The following is a 21,140-nucleotide window of genomic DNA, read 5'->3' on the forward strand; positions in this document are numbered from 1 at the left end:
TGCGAATATAACTATTCCTAATCGCTTACTTTGAGAGCACTGTTCCTACTTTTATTGGTGTGGTTTTCGTTTGGCATCAGGTATTGTCTGAGTCAACAAGTTTTTTGGGTTCAGTGGAAGGAAGGAACAGAAGCACCGTCAAAGTTTTCTTCTTTATCCTCTCGATTGGCCGCCCTACATTTTTCTGACTCGATTCAGAATGCCTTGAAGGATAAGGGTTTTCTTCAACTGGAAGCTAAGGAGTTTTCATCCGAGGACACTTTCAAGATCAACATTGAACCAGGGCTTCTTTTTTTTTGGAAAGAAGTCAGGCGGGGAAATGTGCCTGAAGATCTTTGGCTTAAGTTAGGCGTTCCCGGGAATTCTTACCAGGCGCCTTACCATTGGATGGACCGATTGATCAGCTTGGCGGAGGAAAAGGGATATCCTTTTGCGAAAGTAAGCTTGGATAGTGTCCGTTTGGAAGGCAGTTTTCTTTTCGGTCTTTTTGATTACGAAGAAGGGCCTTGGATTACTTGGGATAGTTTGGAGGTTTCAGGAGACACCAAGACCCAAAGAAGATACCTTCAGCAATTCTCAGGACTTGTCCCAGGAGCCTCGTTTTCCCAAACAGCCTTGGAAAAATCCATCCAGAAGATTCGGAGGTCTCCTTACTTTTCTTTGGCTTCTGTACCACAGCTAAATTTTCAAACTAAAAATGCAAAGCCGTCTTTCGAGCTGAAGGATCGAAAAATCAATGTGTTTGATGGAATTATAGGGCTGATTCCCAATCAAAATCAACCCGGGACCATGTTAATTACCGGAGAGCTTAATTTGGCCTTATACCATTTGGGAGGTAAAGGGCGAGATTTCTCAGTGCAATGGCAAAGACTCAACATTCAGTCTCAAACACTGGAGATTAACGCGAAAGAATCTTTTCTATTCAGATCCCCTCTTGACCTCCAACTGGATTTTTCACTGTTGAAACAAGACAGTTCTTTCGTCAATCGAACCTTCCAGGTGGATTTCGGATATCGGCTTTCAGATACTGGGTATTTAAGATTCTTCAACCGAAGACAATCCGGGGATTTGATTGGGAATAGTGATCAGACTGCCTCTCTGCCTCCGGCATTAGATTACCGATGGAACCAATATGGCCTCGGCGTGATGTTCGATTGGTTGGATGATCCTGTCTTTGCCCGGAAAGGAGTTAAGATCATTTCAGAGTTTTCACTTGGAAATAAGCGAATTGTAGAAAACACCTCCATTCCTGAAGAATTGTATCAAGGTTTGGAATTGGCCTCTCCCCAATATCAGGGATCGCTGAGTGTAGAAAAGCATTTGTATGTAAAGCCATTCTGGGGAATGTGGCTTCGGGGCTATGGATCTTTCATGAAAAATGAAAACCTGTTTCTGAATGAATTTTTCCGATTTGGCGGTTTGAAAACAATCCGTGGGTTCAATGAAAAATTTTTTTTTGCTGACAGGTATGCTTTTCTAAATCTGGAGCAGCGTTTTTATGTGGGTCAGAATTCTTATCTCATGGTTTTTGGAGATTTGGGAGTGTTGCAAAATCCCTACTTTTCCCCGAAAATAGACCGTCCTGCTTCTTTTGGAATGGGGCTTAATTTGGACACTGACGGAGGATTGTTCAGTTTTGTATTCGGCTTGGGGCAGTCAAATGCCCAGCCTTTGTCATTTTCCTATTCCAGAATTCATTTTGGGTATTTGGCTAGGTTCTAGATTGGATGTTTGCTGAGATGTTAAGGTTGATTTTAATTTTCTTTTTTCTGACCGCTGCTACTTTGGGATATTCCCAAGTCTTGGAGAATTATGACCAAGAGTGGACCACTTCGGAAACGAAGTCTTTTGCGAGCAGAAAAGAACAGTATAATCTAAATCTAAACATTGCCACTTTTCCCGAATCCTCGGTAAGGTTTGAGATTCCCGCTCAATCCACCATTTTCTTGGAGGGAAAACTTTGGAGGCTGTTCCAGAAGGATACGATTTTTTCTGTTCCGTTAGCAGACCTCAAGCATGAGTTTGGTAAAGACACCGTGGAAGTAACTCTAGTTAATGATCAAATCAGATCCCGAAGCTTGCCTTTAAAAATTACCAAGGTAATGAATGCTGGCAGGGAGGATATCAGCTCTGTGGTCAAAGCCTCCCAAAGTGGTGAAGTTTCCAGATTTATTCCACAGCCCATTGAGGATTTTTATTTTACCTCTTTGGTGGGGATTTTATTTCTTCTCGCGATATACAGAATGGCTTATCCGTATTTGCTCGGGGTATTGTTACAGCCTTTGGCAGTGATCAACGCAGAAGATTTTTCTGAGAGTGGGAGTTTACAAAAGTTCTTTTCATTTGACATACTCTTCTATCTGCTTATCGTAGGTATGATGATTTCTCAGATTGCAGTGACTGGAATACTTATTTTCAGAAGGGATTGGCTGGAGGGATGGATAGGTTGGGAGTATTCCTCTTTGATTTTACTTTGGCTGGCAGGTGCATTTTTGATTTTGGTATTGACCATACTAAAATTTATTGCGATTCGGATTATCAGCTACCTGTTTGACCTTGGGAAATCCGAATTTGCTCATTTTTTCTATCTATTAAGGCTCATTGTTTTTGGATTTTCAATTATGATATTGGTAGGATCCTATTTCGTTGTCAACAATTTTTCAGGACTTACTACTGTTTTTGAAGGAATGGTTTCCGGTTTCTTCTGGTTTTATGTGATAGGTGTGTCAGGACTCTTTTTGATCATGGTGAATCGGTTGAGTTTTAAGAAATACCATTTATTTACTTACCTTTGCATTGCTGAAATGGTACCTTTTTTAATCCTCTCCAAATGGATAATGGTGCTAGTTCAATGATGTTTTGAACCCACTAATTAAAGGAAAGACTAGCATGAGTGCAGCTCCAAAAGATCGCTTTAAGCCAGTAAAAAGTATCCTAGTTTCCCAACCCAAACCAACAGACGCGAATTCCCCCTATCTGCAGCTTGCAGAAAAGTATAAATTGAAGATAGATTTCAGGCAATTTATCAAAGTTGAGCCTGTGCCGCCAAAGGAGTTTAGAAAGCAAAAAATAGACATCCTAAAGCACACAGCCATCATTTTTACCAGCAGAAATGCTATTGATCACTTTTTCGCGATCTGTAAAGAATTCAAAATAGAAATGCCCGCTGAGATGAAATATTTCTGTATTTCTGATCAGACTGCGCATTATCTCCAGAAATATATTGTAATAAGGAAACGCAAGCTATTTGTAGGCCAAAAAACGGCTGAAGATTTGTTCGACTACTTCAAAAAACATAAAAACGAGAAGTATCTTTTTCCTTGTTCGGATATTCGTAAGGATGATATTCCTGGATATTTTGAAAAACACGGTATTTCTTTCACGGAGGCCATTATTTATCACACTGTAGCTGCTGATCTTTCAGATTTGGCAGATGTGAAATATGACATACTTGCTTTCTTTAGTCCTTCTGGTATCAAATCGTTGAAACAGAATTTCCCTGATTTTGTACAAGGTAATACGCGGATTGCTGCATTTGGCCCGACCACAGCCCAAGCAGTCCGAGATATGGGCCTTATTTTGGATATAGAAGCGCCCATGCCCAATGCTCCAAGTATGACCGGTGCACTGGAGCTTTATATCAAAAAAGCCAATAATTTGTAATTCTTAGAATCATTTTCTGTGGTTTTTCAGTTTAAATTCCTACACTAGTTTAAATTTGATCAGACCATAGCCAAATGACTAATAGAAGCCCCTTGGATATTTTTTTCAAACTTACACTGACATTGACTTTGCTTTTTGCTTCAGGGATGGTTTTTGCCCAGCAGGATGCACAGTTTACCCAATACATGTACAATGGAATGTTTTATAATCCAGCCATGGCTGGGAAAGAAGGAGGCTATCGTTTTTCTGCCCTTCATCGATCTCAATGGCTAAATTATACGACGAGTTCTGGTACTGGAGGAGCTCCCATTACTCAATTGATCACTGCGCAAGGAAGATTGGATTCCAAGAATGTGGGCTATGGGTTGACCATTGTCAATGACAATATTGGAGCAACATCTAATTTAGAAATCAATCTTCAGGGCAGTTATCACAAAAAAATTAAGCGTGCAACCCTCAGTATTGGAGGATACGTCGGGATGTTTTCAAGTTCTCTTGACTATGGAGAGCTTATAGTTGTCAATCCGGAACCGAATCTCCCTCAATCAGGAAAAGAAAATCAAATGGCACTTGATTTTGGAGCAGGGGCCTTATTGGACAGGGGGAATTTTTATTTGGGGTTGAGTGCCAAGCACCTAAATCAGCCAACTTTTGACTTTGGGGATGCTTCTTATGAAAACCAGTTGAGAAACCATAGTTACTTGCTTTTTGGTTACAGAGTCAGGCCGATAGGTCAATTGAGAATTGAACCAAGTTTCTTATTAAAAGCCGTAGGATTTAATAATTTTTCCTATGACTTGAGCGTTATGGCTACTCACCAGAATAGGATTAATGGAGGCCTTGCTTATAGAGGAGAGGAATCGGTATCGCTGATTTTAGGATACAGTTTGCTAAAAGATAATTCCTTGAAACTGGGGTATGCCTTCGATCTGGTAGTAGGAGGTTTAGAAGCGAAATCTCCTACCTCTCATGAACTGATGCTTCGGTATACATTGGTAGATGTAAGTCGAGAAGTAGAAAGAGTGATTCAAAGGACACCGAGATTCAGGTATTAAACCTTTAAGATAGAAGGTTAGGATGGTTAAGGGTCTCTTCTACGTTTGATTTACAAAAAGGTTTAAAATTGGCAGGTTATTTGCTTTGTTGGCCTTAATTCTGTTAAATTTCGAGTTCTAGATTATTTTAGATTGGGGAAAAATTTGATGATTTAAAAAACGTCATTTATGTATAAAAAAATGAAACTCCGTTCAGTTCCACTCATTTTGAGCCTCGCAATAATAATATTATTGCCGGGTTGTGGACTTTTTAATAAGAAGGGTTCGGCCAGTGAAAAGGCAAACAGAAGGGGCGAAGTGACCGGAGTTCCGAAGAGAGCGAGCTGGCAACAGAACCTTCCTATCGATATGGTTCCTGTGAAGGCTGGTACTTTTTGGATGGGACAATCTGATGAAGATATTGCTTACACTCAGTCTTCCATGAACAAGCAGATCACTATCTCTGAATTTTTCATGGATAAATATGAGGTCTCCAACAACAAGTACAGACAATTTTTGGAGGCAGTGAAAAATGGAGAGCTTGCCACAGGTACTCCAACGACGCTTAAAGATCCTCCTACTTTAAATTATGATGAATTAAGGCCAGACACCACAGTTTGGTCTACGAGCTTTTCTTACCACTATGGAGATCCACTAATGGAGTTTTATTTTGATCATCCGGCTTTCGACAATTATCCGGTTGTTGGGGTTTCCTGGGATCAGGCTAAAAAATATTGTGAATGGAGAACCTACCACCTTAGGGCAAATGATGAATCTGACTTCGATGTTCCTGCCTTCAGATTACCTACTGAAGCCGAATGGGAATATGCTGCCAAAGGAGGAAAAGATGTCGCAAAATACCCATGGGGTGGTCCTTATTTGAAAAATAAGAGAGGATGCTTGATGGCAAACTTTAAGCCCGGAAGAGGTAATTACATTGATGATGGCTTTGCTTACACAGCTCCAGTAGATGTTTTCGCCCCTAACGGCTTCGGCCTTTATAATATGTCAGGTAATGTTGCGGAATGGGTGTTGGATGCTTATAAAGCAACGGCTAGAGTTGATACTTGGGATCTTGATCCAGTATATGATGATCCAAATGAGCCTAGAAAGCTTGTTCGCGGAGGAAGCTGGAAAGATATTGCCCATTATCTAGAAACTTCAACAAGAGCCTATGAATATCAGGATGTAGCTCAGGCACATATCGGTTTCCGAACTGCAATGACCTTCATCGGAAGATCCGGCTCTATGGATGTAAAGTCCTCCAAGAGAACAAGAAGATAAAATCAAAACAAAAACCTTAACCTTAATTCTACAATTACAAAAATGGCTAGCAAAGGCAACTTCTTTTATTCCAGCGTCATGCCCAAAATCTACGGTATTGGTGCAGCTGTCGTTATTCTTGGTGCAATGTTTAAAATCCTTGATTGGCAAGGTGCAAACCTCATGATCGGTGTAGGTTTGACAACCGAAGCGATCATTTTCTTCCTTTCTGCATTTGAACCAAGACAAGAAGAAATGGATTGGAGCAAAATCTATCCTGAGCTAGCAGAAGGTGCCCCTGCTAAGAAGTCCAAAGGCGATGACGTATCTGCCAAATTGGACGATATGCTTTCTAAGGCTAAGATTGGACCTGAATTGATTGAAAGCCTTGGCAAAGGAATGCAAAACTTGGCTACATCGGCTGAAAAAATGGGTAACTTGGCAGATGCTGCCGTGGCTACCAACGAATATGCAAGTAACGTGAAATCTGCCGCCAAGACCTTGGCGGATATGAACGTGTCTTATGGCAAAACAGCTGCTGCATTGACAGAGATGTCTTCAGCTTCTCAGGATGCCAAAGCTTACCATACTCAAATCCAAACTGTGACTAAGAATCTTTCTGCGCTGAATGCAGTGTATGAAATGGAGCTTCAGGATGCCAATAGTCATGTGAAGACACTAAACAAATTCTACAGCAGCATGTCCACGGCAATGGCTGGAATCACTGAGGCTGGAAAAGAGACTGAAGCCTTTAAAAATGAATTGGCTAAGTTGAATCAAAATGTAAGCTCTCTTAACAAAATCTATGGTGGAATGCTTTCTGCCATGAAAGGTTAATCCCAATCTCTCACATCTAGAAAAGAACAAACAGTAAGATGGCAGGAGCTAAAGAGACACCTAGACAGCGGATGATCGGGATGATGTACTTGGTTTTGACGGCCCTATTGGCCCTCCAGGTAAGTAATCAGATCCTCCAAAAGTTCGTCCTTCTCAATGACGGGATGGAGCGGACTTCAAGAAACTATATTCTGAAAAATGAATCCACAGTAGGTTCTATCGAATATACCGTGCAGCAACAAGGCAACAATGAGAAAGATGTGCCTAAAGTAGCCGCTGCTAAAAAAGTAAGAGAAGCTACCAAAGAAATCTATGATTATTTGGAGCAACTCAAGCAAGATCTCATTGTGCAGTCAAATGCTAAAAATGAGGAAGGTAACTTTGTTAATGCCTCCCTTAAAAATACCGAAGTTCCAGGCAATATGTTTGCGAACAATGGAAAGGGAGAAGAAATGAAGCAGAAGCTCAACGAATATCCTCAAACTATTCAAGGGATTCTTTCAGGTATCGGCATTACCGATTTAACCTTCCGACCAATAGCTAGAGATGCCGCTGAGATTGATCTTTTTGCCAATGATAGAGAAGCAAGAAATAAAAGCTTTGTGGCTTTGAACTTTGTGAAATCTCCTGTTGGTGCTGTGATCGCTTTGATTTCTCAATACCAGAATGAAGTACTGAATATTGAAAGTGAGTCCTTGACCACAATAGCCAATACTATCGGATCGTTCTATTTCAAAGCTGATATTACAGAAGCAAAGATTTCTGCCGTATCTAATGTAGTTGCAGCAGGTACCAAGTTTGAGGGTACCATGTTCATTGCTTCTTCTTCCTCATCTGCTGTCCCTACGATGACCTTGGATGGTCGTGCAGTTCCGGTAGACGAAAAGGGCTTTGGTAAAATTGAATTCACTGCTACTCCTGCAGGCCAATACGATGATAAAGGTTTGGCCCGTAAGGTCCTGAAAGGTGAGATTGTCACCAATGTAGGTGGTGAAGACAAGGTATTACCTGTAGAATATGAATATTTCGTTGCTCAGCCTGTAATCAAAGTATCCTCTGAAGTTGTTCAGCAGCTTTATGCAGATTGCGCTAATGAATTGATGATTGAAGTACCTGCTCTAGGAAACACTTATTCTCCTGAATTTAATGTTTCCAACGGTCAGCCTATCAAGGGCAATAGACCTGGACAGGTGACTATCATCCCTGGTGCTTCCGGTAAAGTAACCATCGGTGTAAGCAGCGGTGGTAACAAAATCGGTGATGTAGCCTTTGATATCAAGCCTGTACCTGCACCTACTATCAGAGCGGTAGGTTCCAATGGTTCAGAACTAGACATGAGCCAAGCTCAACCTATTAATGTGTTGAGCGGGATGAAGATTGTGGCTAAACCTGAACCTACTTTTGCCAGAACAATGGCAAAAGATGCAAACTTTGAAGTAACAGGTGGAGAATTGATCCTGTTGAGAAGTGAAGTTCCAAGAGCAACTGTTCCTATTGGATCAGGTATGAGATCCTTGTTGGAAAGTGCTAGACCTGGTGATGACATCGTGGTTAGGGTTACACAAGTGACACGTACCAACTTCAGAGGGAATAAGATCAACTCAGAACAAAGAGAAATCCTTCGAATTCCAATTAAATAAAAGGGGTTCGATATAAATAAACTTCCTATGAAACGATTTGTGCGACACATCTTTTTGGTAATGCTAATTGCCTTCGGAATTAGCGACCTGTCTATTGCACAGGTAGCCACTTCTGTGAATCCTTCCGGATTTGGGGATCGTCAATTTGCAATAGACACCGTATTATCTGCCAAGCGGATCCGTGAAGATGATAAGATGTATCAAATCTCGGTTTGGAGACGAATAGACTTGAGAGAAAAATATAATCTTTCGCTATACGGTTCAGGTGATAATAAAGCCAATGGAATCGTCAGTCACATCTATAAAGCTGTCGTTGACGAAAATGCACTTGAAGTGTTTGCGGATGAAAACTTTACCAAGCCTCTTTCAATTGCTGAGTTCCAAGACAATTACTGGATTTCTGCGAATGGGGATTCCATATTTGTAAAGCAGCTGTATTACATCGATTTCAAGGAAGATTTTGTTTTTGACCGTCATCACTCTGATTTGGTTTTTGATATCAAATACATTGAACTGGTGATGCCTTCTGTTACCAATGCCAATGCAGGTCAGAAGACTATCGCTTACATCCGATATAAGGACTTTGTCAATTACTTCAAAAATCATCCTGAGGCACGCTGGATCAATTTTCAAAATATATCCAAAAGCTTGACCTATGATGAAGCATTTGAATCAAGGCTCTTCCGATCGGTCGTAAGGAGGTTTACTAATCCTGACGAAGCGCTTATAGCTGATTTGGTGAAAGCAGACCATCCAAGTCCGGAAATGCAAGCCTACATAGATGCGTTGGCTTTTGAATACAAATTGTTAGAATTCGAAAATTCCCTTTGGGAATGGTAAAAATAAAAGGGGCTTAGGCCCCTTTATTTTTTTCCTTCCAATCGATCAGGGCTTTTGCCCTAGCGCTTCCTATCACTTCTGCGAGTTGCTCTTCGGTTGCTTCTTTAATTTTTTTTACGGATTTAAAATGTTTCAGCAGTCGGTCTGCGGTATTCTCACCGATTCCCGGTATGGCAGTAAGCTGAGTCCCAAAAGCATTTTTGCTTCGGACCTTTCGATGGAAGGTGATCGCAAAACGGTGTGCTTCATCGCGTATTCTTTGGAGAAGCTTTAAGCTTTCCGACTTTTTATCGATGTGAATAGGATAGGAATCCCCAGGAAAATAAATTTCTTCCAATCGCTTTGCTATTCCGATAATGGGCATCTTGCCATAAATTCCGAGCTCCTGTAAAGCTTCTACCGCCGAGGAAAGTTGTCCTTTTCCCCCATCTATGACCACAAGTTTGGGCAGTGTTTTTTCTTCTTCCAGTAGTCTTTTATATCGCCTAGTTACGATTTCCTTCATGCTAGCAAAGTCATTTGGCCCTTCCACCGTTTTGATATGGAAATGCCTGTATTCTTTTATTGCTGGCTTACCGTTGAGAAAGCATACCATGCTTGCCACAGGACTTGTCCCTTGAATGTTGGAGTTGTCAAAACATTCGATATGATCCGGAATTTCCTGTAGGCTCAGGTCTTGTTGGAGCTGCCTGATAACTCTGTCTTTTTTATCCTGATTCAGTCCCTGTAGAAGTGCCTTTTCTTTTTTGTAATAAAGAGCATTTTTCAGAGACAACTCAATTAGTTTCTTTTTATCTCCGATTTTTGGAACGGTCAAGTTCAATCCTTCTATTGGGTTTTCAGGTTCGATGTTGACGAGGATTTCTTCCGCATCACTTTGAAATTGATCTTGCAACCTGATTAATGCGGTGATCAAAAGTTCTTCTTCGGTTTCATCCAATCTTTTTTTCAATTCCACATTTTTTGAGGTGATCATTGCCCCATTTTTAACCCTCATGTAATTGACGTAGGCATTTTTTTCGTCTGAAACCACCGTGCAGACATCCAGATTGGCAATAGAAGGATTGGTAATGAGAGATTTAGCTTGGTATTTTTCCAGCAAATCCAGCTTTTCTTTCATTTTTTGAGCCTTTTCAAATTCCAGGTTTTCTGCAAAGGCCTGCATTTCTTGCCTGAAGTAGGATTTGGCTAATCCCAAATTCCCTTTTAGGATATGTTTGGCATGTTCCAGATCTCGTAGATAGGCCGATTCCATCTGTTTTCCTACACAGGGACCTTGACAATTACCGATGTGGTATTCCAAACAGACCTTATATTTCCCCTCATTGATTTTCAAATATGAAAGATCCAGGTTGCAGGTACGGATGGTGAAGAGTTCCCTGATCAAATCAAGGACATTATTCATCGCTTTGACGTTTGCGAAAGGTCCAAAGTAAGTCCCCCTTTTTGGGATCAGTTTTCTGGTCGGAAAGATCCTTGGAAAGCTTTCTTTGGTGATAAGGAGGTAAGGGTAGGTCTTGTCATCCCGAAGTAAGATGTTGTATTTAGGCTGGATTTTTTTGATCAGATTGTTTTCCAGAAGCAATGCATCCAATTCTGAATCTACAAGTGTGATTTCGATTCGGACGATTTCCTTAACCATTCTTCTGGTTTTAAGATTCACTCCCGTGTTTTTGTTGAAATAACTGCTGACTCGTTTTCTTAGGCTCTTTGCCTTGCCAACATAGATCAGTTCATTTTCTGAATTGAAATATTTATACACTCCCGGATGGTCGGGTAGGGATAAGTGATCTTCCGGTAGAAAAGAGGAGGATTGCATGGCCTAAAATTAGAAAAATAGATTTTTTGCTTTGCAGATACTGCTTTTAGATTTTAGACACAAGACACAAGACACAAGACACAAGACACAAGATTTTTTTTTGGTAAACTGTAAAAAAACAGCCCAATAGTTGGGCTGCTTAGGATGGGTTCAGTATGAGGCTTGTTGATTAAAAATCATTCTTTTTGGCATCATAATCAAAGTCTGCAAAACGCTGACTTTCCTGCTCGTATTTATCGCAGTTGATCTCGATACTTAGAGGTCTTTCAGGTCTTGGAAATGGACCTTTAGTATAGCCAAGGCTTGGGTCTGCATATACTTTGGCCATGTACTTCACCCATATGGGTCTGGCAGTCCTTGACCCTTGACCAGCAATCCAGCTTCGGAAGTGGATCGCACGATCGTCACCTCCTACCCAAGTTCCGGATACCAAATCTTTGCTGATACCCATATACCAACCGTCAGAGGCATTTTGGGTGGTTCCTGTTTTTCCTCCCAGTTCATTTCCTTCTCTCAACGTCCAAGGTACCCCTTGGCTGGTTCCATCTTCTTCTTCAAAACCACCTCTTAGCATATACGTCATCAGGTAGGCGTGTTCTTCGCTCATGGCCGGTTTTTTCCTAGGTGTAAACTGTTGGATGACGTTCCCGTTTTTGTCTTCGATTCGGTCAATGTAGTATGGCGTGGTATGTTCGCCTTTATTAACGAAGGTTCCGAAAGCACCCACCATTTCGAAAATGGAAACGTCGTTTACACCCAATGCCAAGGAAGGTACTTCTTCCAAATCACTGGTGACTCCCAGTCTTCTTGCTGTTTCAATAACAATTTTTGGACTCAATTTTTTCATCATGTAGGCAGTGACGGAGTTGACCGATTGAGCCATTGCCTTTCTGATGGTCATTTTTTCATAGGAAAATTTCCCGTCTGCATTGGAAGGGCTCCAGGCTGGCTGTCCGGGGATGTAAACTTCTACGGGCTGATCGATCACCGAATAACAAGGGCTGTATCCATTCTCTATGGCAGCTGCATAGACAAAAGGTTTGAAGGTGGAACCTGGCTGACGTTTCCCTTGCTTGACATGGTCAAACTTGAAATACTTGTGGTCAATGCCTCCTACCCAAGCCTTTACATGGCCGGTATGTGGGTCCATACTCATAAAGCCTGTCCTGAGAAATCTTTTATAATATCTCATGGAGTCCATCGTACTCATGAGCGTATCCCGTTCTCCTTCCCAGGAAAAAACCCTCATTTTTTTCTTCTCATTCAGTTTGATATTGATCGAGTCGGTATTGTCTCCATATCGGGCTTTTAGAAGGCGATAGGCTTCGGTTCGTTTTACAGCATCCTCAATAAAGTTTGGAATGACCTGCCAATTTTCATCGATCCAAGGATCTCTGTTCCCCATGTCTCTATAGAATGCCTTTTGGAGTTCAGACATGTGCTCCCGTACTGCTTCTTCTGCATAGCGCTGCATTCTGCTGTCCAGAGTCACATAAATTTTTAATCCATCCCCAAATAGGTCATAGGAAGATCCGTCGGATTTCAGATTTTCTTTTGTCCATTTCAGCAGATCTGCTTTTACAATCTCTCTGAAGTAGGTGGCCAAACCTTGGTTTTGGTTTTGCACCCGATAATCGAGTTCTATGGGTAGCTTAGAAATAGAGTCATATTCCTCTTCAGTAAGCAATTCGCTTTTGAGCATTTGACCCAATACTGTATTTCTTCTTCTTAAGGAATTGTCCGGATTGAAAACTGGGCTGTAATAGGTCGGGGCTTTGAAAAGGCCCACTAAAACGGCTGATTCTTGGATGTTTAGTTCTGCCGGGGTTTTATTAAAGAAGGTCGCAGCAGCAGTCTTGATACCGTAAGCATTTGAACCAAACTCTGAGGTATTGAGATAGAGGGTCAGAATTTCATTTTTGGTGTAGGCACGCTCCAGTTGGGTAGCCACGATCCATTCTTTTGTTTTGATGATCAGCATCCGTAGACCAGGCACTGAACTTAGAATCCCCTGACTGGCATCGTTACGTGTTTTGAACAGGTTTTTTGCCGTCTGTTGGCTTAGGGTGGAACCTCCGCCCGCATCTTGGCCCAATAAAATGGACTTGACAAAAACGCGAAGCATGGCCGTCATGTCTATTCCCGAATGATCTTCAAATCGTACATCTTCGGTTGCAATCAAGGCATTGACCAAGTTTGGAGATAGTTCTTCAAAGTTGACAGGGCTTCTGTTTTCTCGGAAATAGGTTCCCAAAAGCACTCCGTCTGCAGAGTAAAGTTCGGATGCTAATTCACTTTCGGGGTTTTCAAGAGCTTTGAAATCTGGAAGTGCTCCGAAAAGCCCCAGGAAATTGATACTAACCATCCAAACAAACAGGATGAACAGCGCCAAGCCTCCGAAGAATGCGATCCAGAGGTATTTGATTGTTTTACCGGCCCAAGAAGCTATGGAGGGTTTGGTATTTTTGGACATAAATTACTGATAAATAGTCCTGAAGAAGAGTAGGTATTCCTCCAGGTTTTTGGTTTTGTTTAGGGTTTGAAAGTTCTCGATCGAGATAAAGAAGGATTTAGATTTTGCTTCTTCAGTAAGACCTGTGGACTTAAACTCTTCCGAAAATTTCTTATAGTATTCCAATGCTTTTTCTGAATTGGCAAATGGACTGATGATATAGATGGAGTTTTCCTGATTCATGTTCATATTTCCAGTCCGCAGGCGGGCATTGCTAAAAGCTTGCGCATGGAAATTCTCCAGATCACCCAGCAAATTTTTGGCCGCTTCTACTTCTGATGGAGTCAAAGCGATGACAAAAATATGCGTTTGTGATTCATTAATCTTATAAGGTGAATCTGCGGGGACCTCCGGTCTTTTTTCTTCGATAATATTTTCGTTTACCGCAAGGGCAGAATCCCCTTCAGCCTTATCCTCTTTTTCCAAAGAAGCCAACTCTTCTTCACTCAGTAGGGGGCGAAGCATAATTCTTGCCAAATTTACTAATTCAGGATCTTTGGTGTTTTGGATATAAGCCTCGAGCTTGGATTTGTATCTATCCCTACTCTCGATTTTTCCGGTGACCATAATATCCAAAAGGAGCAATTTTTCGGTATTTCTTGTCAAAGGATATTCTTCGAGTGTGGTGATGATCAGCTTTCTTGCCTGATCATATTGCCCTCCATAATAGGCTTGATACGCCTCTTCGTATCTTTTAGAAGATTCAAGGTAGGCCAAATTACCCGAGGCCGCATCCGGATTATTAACCGAAAAAGTATAAGGTGACTCTGGATATTCCCGGTTTAATCGCCCCACATATTGCTGGCTATTCCCCCCTACTTCCTTTTGTCCCAAATAGAGTAAATAATAAGCTTCTGGCTTTTTTATGGTATTGGGGTAAAGAATGATAAGGGTTTCCAGATTATCGATGCTGGATTGAGTATCCTTTAGGTCAAAGTAGAGCAATTTTCCCAACTCGAAATACGAATCTTCCAATTGATTATTGATCAAATCGAGCTGTTCGGGAGAGTTTGGTATTTGGGCAAGCAGGCTTTCCAAGGAAGGAAGACTGGCCAAAATCGAGCTTTCTGACATCGAGGAAGAATCAGGCTTAGTGGCCTGTGGAGAGCTTTGTCCTGAAGTTTGAAACAAGGCAGACCGCCTTCTCCAGTTATCTTGCAGGGGGCGGTTTCCCCATGTTCTGCTGAATTCAATCGCCCCTTGTTGCATAGCGGCCCCATTGTCAAAATAAAAACTGGATCCGGTGTTTTTTCCGCTGAATGCCAGCAAATTATCAAAAATATTGGCGCTTTTGGGCTGAGACTTTTGTGCGGATTCTTTGATCAATCGTTCCTCTTCAGAGGCTAAATAGGCTTCCATCCGCATCCGTTGCTCCATCTCACCGAGAGAGGCTAGGTTAACCAAGCTATCATTGAGTTGGATTCGCTCATAATGAAACACAAATTGGTCCAACGTGCTCTTTTGATCCTTTATTTGAATTGCTACAGGATCTTCCTCTTTGATAAAGGTAAGTGCACTGTCGAGATAGTATTTGGTAGCCCGGTAATCTTTAAATTCATTGAGGTTAATCTCTGCGAGTTTCTGATAGATGTAGCCCTTTAGCCTCGGGTTTGACCCCGGTTCTTTGGCCGCTTGGTGGAGAAGCTGAACTGTGAGCGGAGTATCTCCCTGTTTTTCTTCAAAAAGGGCCTTTTCGTATACGACCACATCTTTTAGATCCTTGTTTTTGGGATCTTTATACAGATCATCGTAGTAATTCCTGACTTTTCGAAGATCTTTGGAGGCATTGAGCTCGGCTACTTGCTGTGCGTATAAAGTGGCAAAGAAGCTACGTTCATAAGGAGGATTTCCATCGAGGGCCTTTTTATAGTAATCGTAAGCTAAGGCATCCAAACCTTCTTTCTGATAACGCTGGGCAAGGATAAAATGAATTCTTGACAAGTCTTTTTTGTCTGTTGCATATTCCGAAGCCCGATCCAAAGCACCGATGACACCGTTTTGATCGGAGCGCATTTCGTAGTAATAAGCTAAGGTTTTGAAAAGCTCAAATCGGTTTTCCTCATTGATCTCTGTCTCCTTCGATAAGTAATCAATCGTAAAATTCGCATCCTCAGTGGCTCTTTGGTCCACGTAGAGGCGAAGCAGGCTGATAAGGGCTTTGTGCCTCAAGTCTTTGTCTTTGCTTTGGCTATTGACATAGCGGAAAGCATTTTTTGAATCGTCAACTTGAGCTTGGAGGTAATCGATTTTTCCGATGAGGTAGTAGCTGTCGTCCACCCATTTGGATATACGGTGCCAGTCGATTGCCTTGGATGAAAGCTCTCGGGCAGAATCCAGTTTGGCCTTATTTTGTCGGATGGTGGCCGAATCAATTGGAATAAATACAGGCAATACCTGCGTATAATCCTCTTTGTAATTCGACTTTACCTGATTTTCTACTTCTTTGATTTTAACATCTGCCAAGTAATAGGCATTGAAATGAGAGGTGAGATTGTGAAATGCCCGATTGGTAAAGGTGTTTCGCTCGGAGGAACATGCTCCTAAAAAAATGAATATTCCTATTCCAAGTAGGACGGCTGTTTTTCTCATTTATGAATTTTCCTTATCAAGGTACCAAAATAGGGCTTTTACTGTACTTACCGAACGAATTGCCCGAGGGATTATTCTTCAATAGAAAAAGGCGAAGACTATTTTGAAAAATTTAACTTTGAAAATCATGACTTCACCTCGCTCTCCCAAATCCCCCAAAGAAAATGGTACTCCAACTTGGGCAAAGTACATGGGGCTTTCTTTTCAGCTGTTTGCAGTGATTGGAGGTGGTACGGCATTGGGTTGGTGGATTCAGCAGAAGAGTGCCATGAAGTTCCCCTTGTGGTTGCTTTTGTTTTGTTTCGGATCTATTCTATTGGCATTTTATCAGCTTTGGAAGTCGATGCAGCAGGATAACTAGCTCAAATTCAAAAAAGGAAGTACTTTTGAGCTTTCATAAAAGCCGGGATAATGAAAATGCGAAACAACTTTCATGTCAGATTTTTTCTGTTCACACTTTTGGTCGTTGGAGTGGTATTGGTCTTCCAAGAATTGCTGCCGAAAACTATCCATAAGGATATTTTTATCATTCTGGGATTCATCGTGGGCTTATCCTACTTGGTCAGTGCATTTGCTCTTTGGCTATACAAAAAATCTCCAGAAAATTTCCTTCAAATCAAGCTTCTCGGAATGGTTATCAGGATTCTGAGCTCTTTGGGCTTCATCGCTATCCTGGTAGTTATGGGTGTGGAAAATATTATTTTGTTTATTGCCAATTTCTTTATTCTTTTTTTGTTCTACCTGATTTTTGATATCTACACCTTTATTTCTAACTTGCGCCCGATTTCGAAGTAGCCCTCAAAAAAACGAGTTGATGACGCGCAAAATTCTGGTTCTAAGTCTTTTACTTTCAGCATTTTTGCTGAACTTTTCGGCTGTAGCTTTCGCGGCTGGTTCTGAGACTGAGGAAGGTAAAGAAGATCCTACCGGTTTCATCATGCACCATATCAAGGATTCGCATGAATGGCATTTTTTCAACATCGGTCATACGCACATCACCCTTCCTTTGCCGGTAATTACGTATGCTTCTGACAGAGGTTTGGAATTTTACAAATCTTCGGACTTTCAAAATCACGAGACGCACAAATTTGGCAAAGAATACGCGCACAATGGCATTTACATCGACGAGCACGAGCATTTAGGCCGGGTGGATGGAGGTTCTATCTTGGACTTCTCCATTACGAAGAATGTCGCTATGATGCTGATCGTAATTGCCTTAGTACTGTACTTGGTGCTGTCTGCTGCAAATCACTACAAGAAAAACGGGGCTGTGGCACCGAAAGGTGCTGCTTCAATTATCGAACCAATCGTGATTTTCGTCCGTGATGAAATCGCTCAGAAAGCCATCGGTCCAAAATACATGAAGTTTGTGCCATACTTGTTGACACTATTCTTCTTCATCTGGATTGGTAACTTGTTGGGACTACTCCCGGGCGCAGCTAACTTGACCGGAAACATTGCCGTGACCTTCACTTTGGCAATGCTGACGTTTATCATTGTCAATGTAAACGGAAATAAGGACTACTGGAAGCACGTGTTTGCTACTCCCGGGGTACCTGTGGCTTTGTTGCCGATCATTGTGGTGGTAGAATTTATCGGCTTGTTTACTAAGCCTTTTGCCTTGATGGTTCGTCTTTTTGTGGCGATCACTGCCGGTCACATTGTGATTTTGGCTTTCATTGCTCTGGTCTTCATTTTCGAGTCTTACGCGATCGGGGTGGTATCCACGCTGATGGTGACCTTTATCAATATGATCGAATTGTTGGTGGCCACGATTCAGGCGTATGTATTCACGCTGTTTACAGCGATGTACATCGGCGGTGCAGTGGCTGAGCATCACCATGACGATCATCATTAATTAGAAATTTCTTTGTTCAATTTATAAATCTAACGTTTATGTTAACTTCTATCTTGTTGTCTGCTGGATTGGCTCTTATGGGTGCTGGTATCGGTGCAGGAATTGTTGCGATTGGCGCAGGTCTTGGTATCGGTCGTATCGGTGGCCAGGCAATGGAATCAATTGCTCGTCAGCCAGAGGCTGCCGGTAAGGTTCAGACTGCCATGTTGATCATCGCGGCTTTGATCGAGGTAGTTTCCCTGTTTGCAGTAGTAGTTTGTCTACTTATTGCATTGAACGCAGGTGGTCTTACCTTCTAAGAACAAATGAATGGGGATTGGCGCTAGGCCAATCCCCTCACTTTTGAACAAAAACGAAATTAATCCTCCCTACCATGGATCTGATTATACCTAGTGCCGGTCTGATTTTCTGGCAACTCTTCGGCTTCTTAGCCCTTTTGTTTATCCTGATCAAATTTGCCTGGAAGCCTATGTTGGCCACCTTGGCGGAACGTGAGGCAAGCATTGATGGAGCGCTGAAGGCAGCTGAGCAGGCTAGAAATGAAATGGCAAACTTGAAGGCAGAAAATGAAAAACTCCTTCAGGAAGCAAGACTGGAGCGAGATACCATTTTGAAAAAAGCTCAAGAGGCTTCTGCCAAAATGATCGAAGACGCCAAGATTGAAGCGGGCAAGCAAGGTGCTCAAATGATCGAGACTGCTAAAGCAGTCATCGAGACTGAGAAAAAGGCTGCCTTGACTGAAGTCAAAAATCAAGTAGCTGCCTTGACTTTGGAAGTAACTGAGAAATTACTTCGCAAGAAATTGGCTGACGAAAAGGCTCAGAAAGAGCTTGTGGATGAATTCGTAAAAGATATTAAGCTTAACTAAGCCCTCATGTCAAACCAAAGAGTTGCATATGCTTATGCCAAATCTCTGATGGAATTGGCCATCGAAAGAGGTCAGTTGGAAGAAGTCTATCAGGACTTTCTTCACCTGGCTAAAATGGCCCGTTCAAACAGAGACCTTGAACTTGCCATGAGAAATCCCATCGTGAGTTCAGACAAAAAGCTAAAGATTCTAAAGACTCTCTATGAAAAAAGAGGGGCTACTCAGGCGACCTTGTCTTTCTTCGAAATTATCTGCCGCAAGAACAGAGAAGTAATTTTGGCGGATATCGCAAGAGAATTTCAGGTTCAGTATCAGATTCATAGCAACATCCAAGTGGCTGAGGTGACTACTACTTTTCCTTTGGATGATAAGCTTAGAGCGGAGTTTTCCAAGATTGTGTTGGAGATCACCGGAATGAAAGAAGTGAAGCTTACAGAAAAAATAAATCCAGAATTGATCGGTGGCTTCATCTTAAGAGTTAATGACCGTCAGCTGGATGAATCCTTAAGCAGTAAATTGAAAGCGCTTAGAGTTCAATTTGCCGAAAATCAATACCAAAGTAAAATCTAAAAAGCATTAATAGACGATAACATGGCAGAAGTAAGACCTGATGAAGTTTCGGCAATCCTGAGAGAACAACTCGCGGGTGTCAGAACTGAAGCCGAACTTGAAGAAGTAGGTACAGTCCTCCAAGTAGGGGACGGTGTAGCTCGAATCTATGGACTTTCCAAAGCCCAAGCTGGTGAATTGCTCGAATTCGACAATGGAATGAAGGCAATGGTACTCAACTTGGAAGAGGACAATGTAGGTGCCGTATTGTTTGGAGATTCCAAAGAAATCAAAGAAGGCGATACTGTAAAGAGAACTAAGAAAATTGCTTCTATCAATGTAGGCGAAGGCATGCTTGGTCGAGTAGTGGATACCTTGGGTAACCCAATCGATGGCAAAGGCCCTATCACAGGAGAGCTTTATGAAATGCCTTTGGAGCGTAAAGCACCTGGGGTAATCTATCGTCAGCCTGTAAACGAGCCGCTTCAGACAGGTATCAAGTCTATCGATGCGATGATTCCAATCGGTCGTGGTCAGCGTGAACTTGTCATCGGTGACCGTCAGACAGGTAAGACTGCTGTGGTAATCGACACGATCATCAACCAAAAAGAATTTTACGATAAAGGCGAGCCTGTATTCTGTATTTATGTAGCCATCGGACAGAAGGCTTCTACAGTGGCAGGTATCGTTTCTGCCTTGGAAAAAGGCGGAGCTCTCCCTTACACCGTAGTCGTAGCTGCCCCTGCTTCTGACCCTGCACCTATGCAGTTCTTCGCTCCGTTTGCAGGTGCTGCGATCGGTGAATTCTTCCGTGACACCGGACGTCCTGCTTTGGTGGTTTATGATGACCTTTCCAAGCAGGCTGTTGCGTATCGTGAAGTGTCTCTTTTGTTGAGAAGACCTCCGGGACGTGAAGCTTATCCGGGTGACGTATTCTACTTGCACTCAAGATTGCTCGAAAGAGCTGCTAAAATCAATAAATCTGATGCCATTGCCCAGCAGATGAACGATCTTCCTGAATCTATTCGTCCTCTGGTTAAAGGTGGTGGATCTTTGACTGCACTCCCTATCATCGAAACTCAGGCAGGTGACGTTTCTGCCTACATCCCGACTAACGTAATCTCTATTACCGATGGTCAGATCTTTTTGGAGACCAACCTCTTCAACTCCGGTATCCGTCCTGCGATCAACGTAGGTATCTCCGTATCCCGAGTAGGTGGTAACGCGCAGATCAAATCGATGAAGAAAGTAGCGGGTACTCTGAAGTTGGATCAGGCACAATTCCGTGAATTGGAAGCGTTTGCTAAGTTCGGTTCTGACCTAGATGCTTCTACGAAGCGAACCATCGAAAGAGGTCGCCGTAATCAAGAAATCCTGAAGCAGCCTCAATATGCTCCGGTTTCCGTAGCCCATCAGGTAGCGATCATCTACGCTTCTACCAGAGGCTTGATGGACAGCGTTCCTGTGGAGAAAGCAAGAGCATTTGAGAAAGAATTTTACCACCTTCTTGATTCTACTTATCCAGAAGCACTTCAGTTGATTCTGAAAGGAGATATCGACGGTGCCGGAAAAATCCTGGCGACAGCAGCTGCTGAATTGGCTCCGAAATACGCTAAATAATCGAAAAGTACCGGTGAGGTCATCCTCACCGGATATCTATAAGTACAA

The 21,140-nt window shown here is 42.2% G+C and carries 18 protein-coding genes; 15 read left to right on the forward strand and 3 right to left on the reverse strand.

All coding sequences use genetic code 11. The features are described 5' to 3' along the window. The first annotated feature begins 30 nt into the window (after positions 1-30). The 8 genes from DDT91_RS05875 to gldN all read left to right on the forward strand — a co-directional run bounded on the left by DDT91_RS05875 (position 31) and on the right by gldN (position 9,277). Complete coding sequence (locus DDT91_RS05875; RefSeq protein ID WP_187175221.1) at positions 31-1,722, forward strand: hypothetical protein; 1,692 nt, start codon at positions 31-33, stop codon at positions 1,720-1,722. A gap of 17 nt (positions 1,723-1,739) precedes the next feature. Continuing rightward, entirely contained in the window at positions 1,740-2,855 is a 1,116-nt protein-coding gene (locus DDT91_RS05880) for a DUF4271 domain-containing protein (RefSeq protein ID WP_187175222.1), read from the forward strand. Between the two features lie 34 nt (positions 2,856-2,889). Beyond that, positions 2,890-3,663 carry a uroporphyrinogen-III synthase gene (locus DDT91_RS05885; protein ID WP_187175223.1) on the forward strand — a complete coding sequence of 258 codons (774 nt, stop codon included), beginning with the start codon at positions 2,890-2,892 and terminating at the stop codon, positions 3,661-3,663. A gap of 74 nt (positions 3,664-3,737) precedes the next feature. Then, on the forward strand, positions 3,738-4,718 hold the full coding sequence (locus DDT91_RS05890) for a type IX secretion system membrane protein PorP/SprF (protein ID WP_187175224.1): 981 nt from the start codon (positions 3,738-3,740) through the stop codon (positions 4,716-4,718). Between the two features lie 168 nt (positions 4,719-4,886). Further along, positions 4,887-5,981, forward strand: a complete 1,095-nt coding sequence (gene gldK / locus DDT91_RS05895; protein ID WP_187175225.1) for a gliding motility lipoprotein GldK — start codon at positions 4,887-4,889, stop codon at positions 5,979-5,981. A 42-nt stretch (positions 5,982-6,023) separates the two neighbouring features. Next, positions 6,024-6,797 carry a gliding motility protein GldL gene (gene gldL, locus DDT91_RS05900; protein ID WP_187175226.1) on the forward strand — a complete coding sequence of 258 codons (774 nt, stop codon included), beginning with the start codon at positions 6,024-6,026 and terminating at the stop codon, positions 6,795-6,797. Between the two features lie 38 nt (positions 6,798-6,835). Next, positions 6,836-8,437 carry a gliding motility protein GldM gene (gene gldM, locus DDT91_RS05905; protein WP_187175227.1) on the forward strand — a complete coding sequence of 534 codons (1,602 nt, stop codon included), beginning with the start codon at positions 6,836-6,838 and terminating at the stop codon, positions 8,435-8,437. Positions 8,438-8,497: 60 nt separating this feature from the next. Then, positions 8,498-9,277: a gliding motility protein GldN gene (gene gldN / locus DDT91_RS05910; RefSeq protein WP_370539296.1), complete on the forward strand. Its 780-nt coding sequence runs from the start codon at positions 8,498-8,500 to the stop codon at positions 9,275-9,277. A 13-nt stretch (positions 9,278-9,290) separates the two neighbouring features. Here the strand turns inward: gldN and uvrC are convergent, their stop codons facing one another. From uvrC to DDT91_RS05925, 3 genes are all read right to left on the reverse strand, one after another. Continuing rightward, entirely contained in the window at positions 9,291-11,096 is a 1,806-nt protein-coding gene (uvrC, locus tag DDT91_RS05915; protein WP_187175229.1) for an excinuclease ABC subunit UvrC, read from the reverse strand. A gap of 169 nt (positions 11,097-11,265) precedes the next feature. Continuing rightward, positions 11,266-13,569: a penicillin-binding protein 1A gene (locus tag DDT91_RS05920; protein ID WP_187175230.1), complete on the reverse strand. Its 2,304-nt coding sequence runs from the start codon at positions 13,567-13,569 to the stop codon at positions 11,266-11,268. A 3-nt stretch (positions 13,570-13,572) separates the two neighbouring features. Beyond that, positions 13,573-16,197 (reverse strand): gliding motility protein, encoded by a 2,625-nt coding sequence (locus DDT91_RS05925; protein ID WP_187175231.1) that lies wholly within the window; start codon positions 16,195-16,197, stop codon positions 13,573-13,575. Positions 16,198-16,324: 127 nt separating this feature from the next. Between DDT91_RS05925 and DDT91_RS05930 the strand changes: the two genes are divergently transcribed. The 7 genes from DDT91_RS05930 (at position 16,325) to atpA (ending at position 21,092) form a co-directional block, all read left to right on the forward strand. Further along, positions 16,325-16,558, forward strand: a complete 234-nt coding sequence (locus tag DDT91_RS05930; protein ID WP_187175232.1) for an AtpZ/AtpI family protein — start codon at positions 16,325-16,327, stop codon at positions 16,556-16,558. A 56-nt stretch (positions 16,559-16,614) separates the two neighbouring features. Further along, entirely contained in the window at positions 16,615-16,992 is a 378-nt protein-coding gene (locus tag DDT91_RS05935) for a hypothetical protein (RefSeq protein WP_187175233.1), read from the forward strand. Positions 16,993-17,011: 19 nt separating this feature from the next. After that, entirely contained in the window at positions 17,012-18,055 is a 1,044-nt protein-coding gene (gene atpB, locus DDT91_RS05940) for a F0F1 ATP synthase subunit A (protein ID WP_187175234.1), read from the forward strand. A 38-nt stretch (positions 18,056-18,093) separates the two neighbouring features. After that, positions 18,094-18,354 (forward strand): ATP synthase F0 subunit C, encoded by a 261-nt coding sequence (gene atpE / locus DDT91_RS05945; RefSeq protein ID WP_026955099.1) that lies wholly within the window; start codon positions 18,094-18,096, stop codon positions 18,352-18,354. Positions 18,355-18,428: 74 nt separating this feature from the next. Further along, on the forward strand, positions 18,429-18,923 hold the full coding sequence (locus DDT91_RS05950; RefSeq protein ID WP_187175235.1) for a F0F1 ATP synthase subunit B: 495 nt from the start codon (positions 18,429-18,431) through the stop codon (positions 18,921-18,923). A gap of 6 nt (positions 18,924-18,929) precedes the next feature. Beyond that, the gene (gene atpH / locus DDT91_RS05955) at positions 18,930-19,493 is read left to right on the forward strand and encodes an ATP synthase F1 subunit delta (protein ID WP_187175236.1); all 564 of its coding nucleotides are present in this window, start codon (positions 18,930-18,932) and stop codon (positions 19,491-19,493) included. A 21-nt stretch (positions 19,494-19,514) separates the two neighbouring features. Further along, positions 19,515-21,092: a F0F1 ATP synthase subunit alpha gene (atpA, locus tag DDT91_RS05960; RefSeq protein ID WP_187175237.1), complete on the forward strand. Its 1,578-nt coding sequence runs from the start codon at positions 19,515-19,517 to the stop codon at positions 21,090-21,092. Positions 21,093-21,140 lie beyond the last annotated feature (48 nt).

The organism is Algoriphagus sp. AK58 (assembly GCF_014324365.1).
In the GTDB taxonomy this organism is placed as follows: domain Bacteria; phylum Bacteroidota; class Bacteroidia; order Cytophagales; family Cyclobacteriaceae; genus Algoriphagus.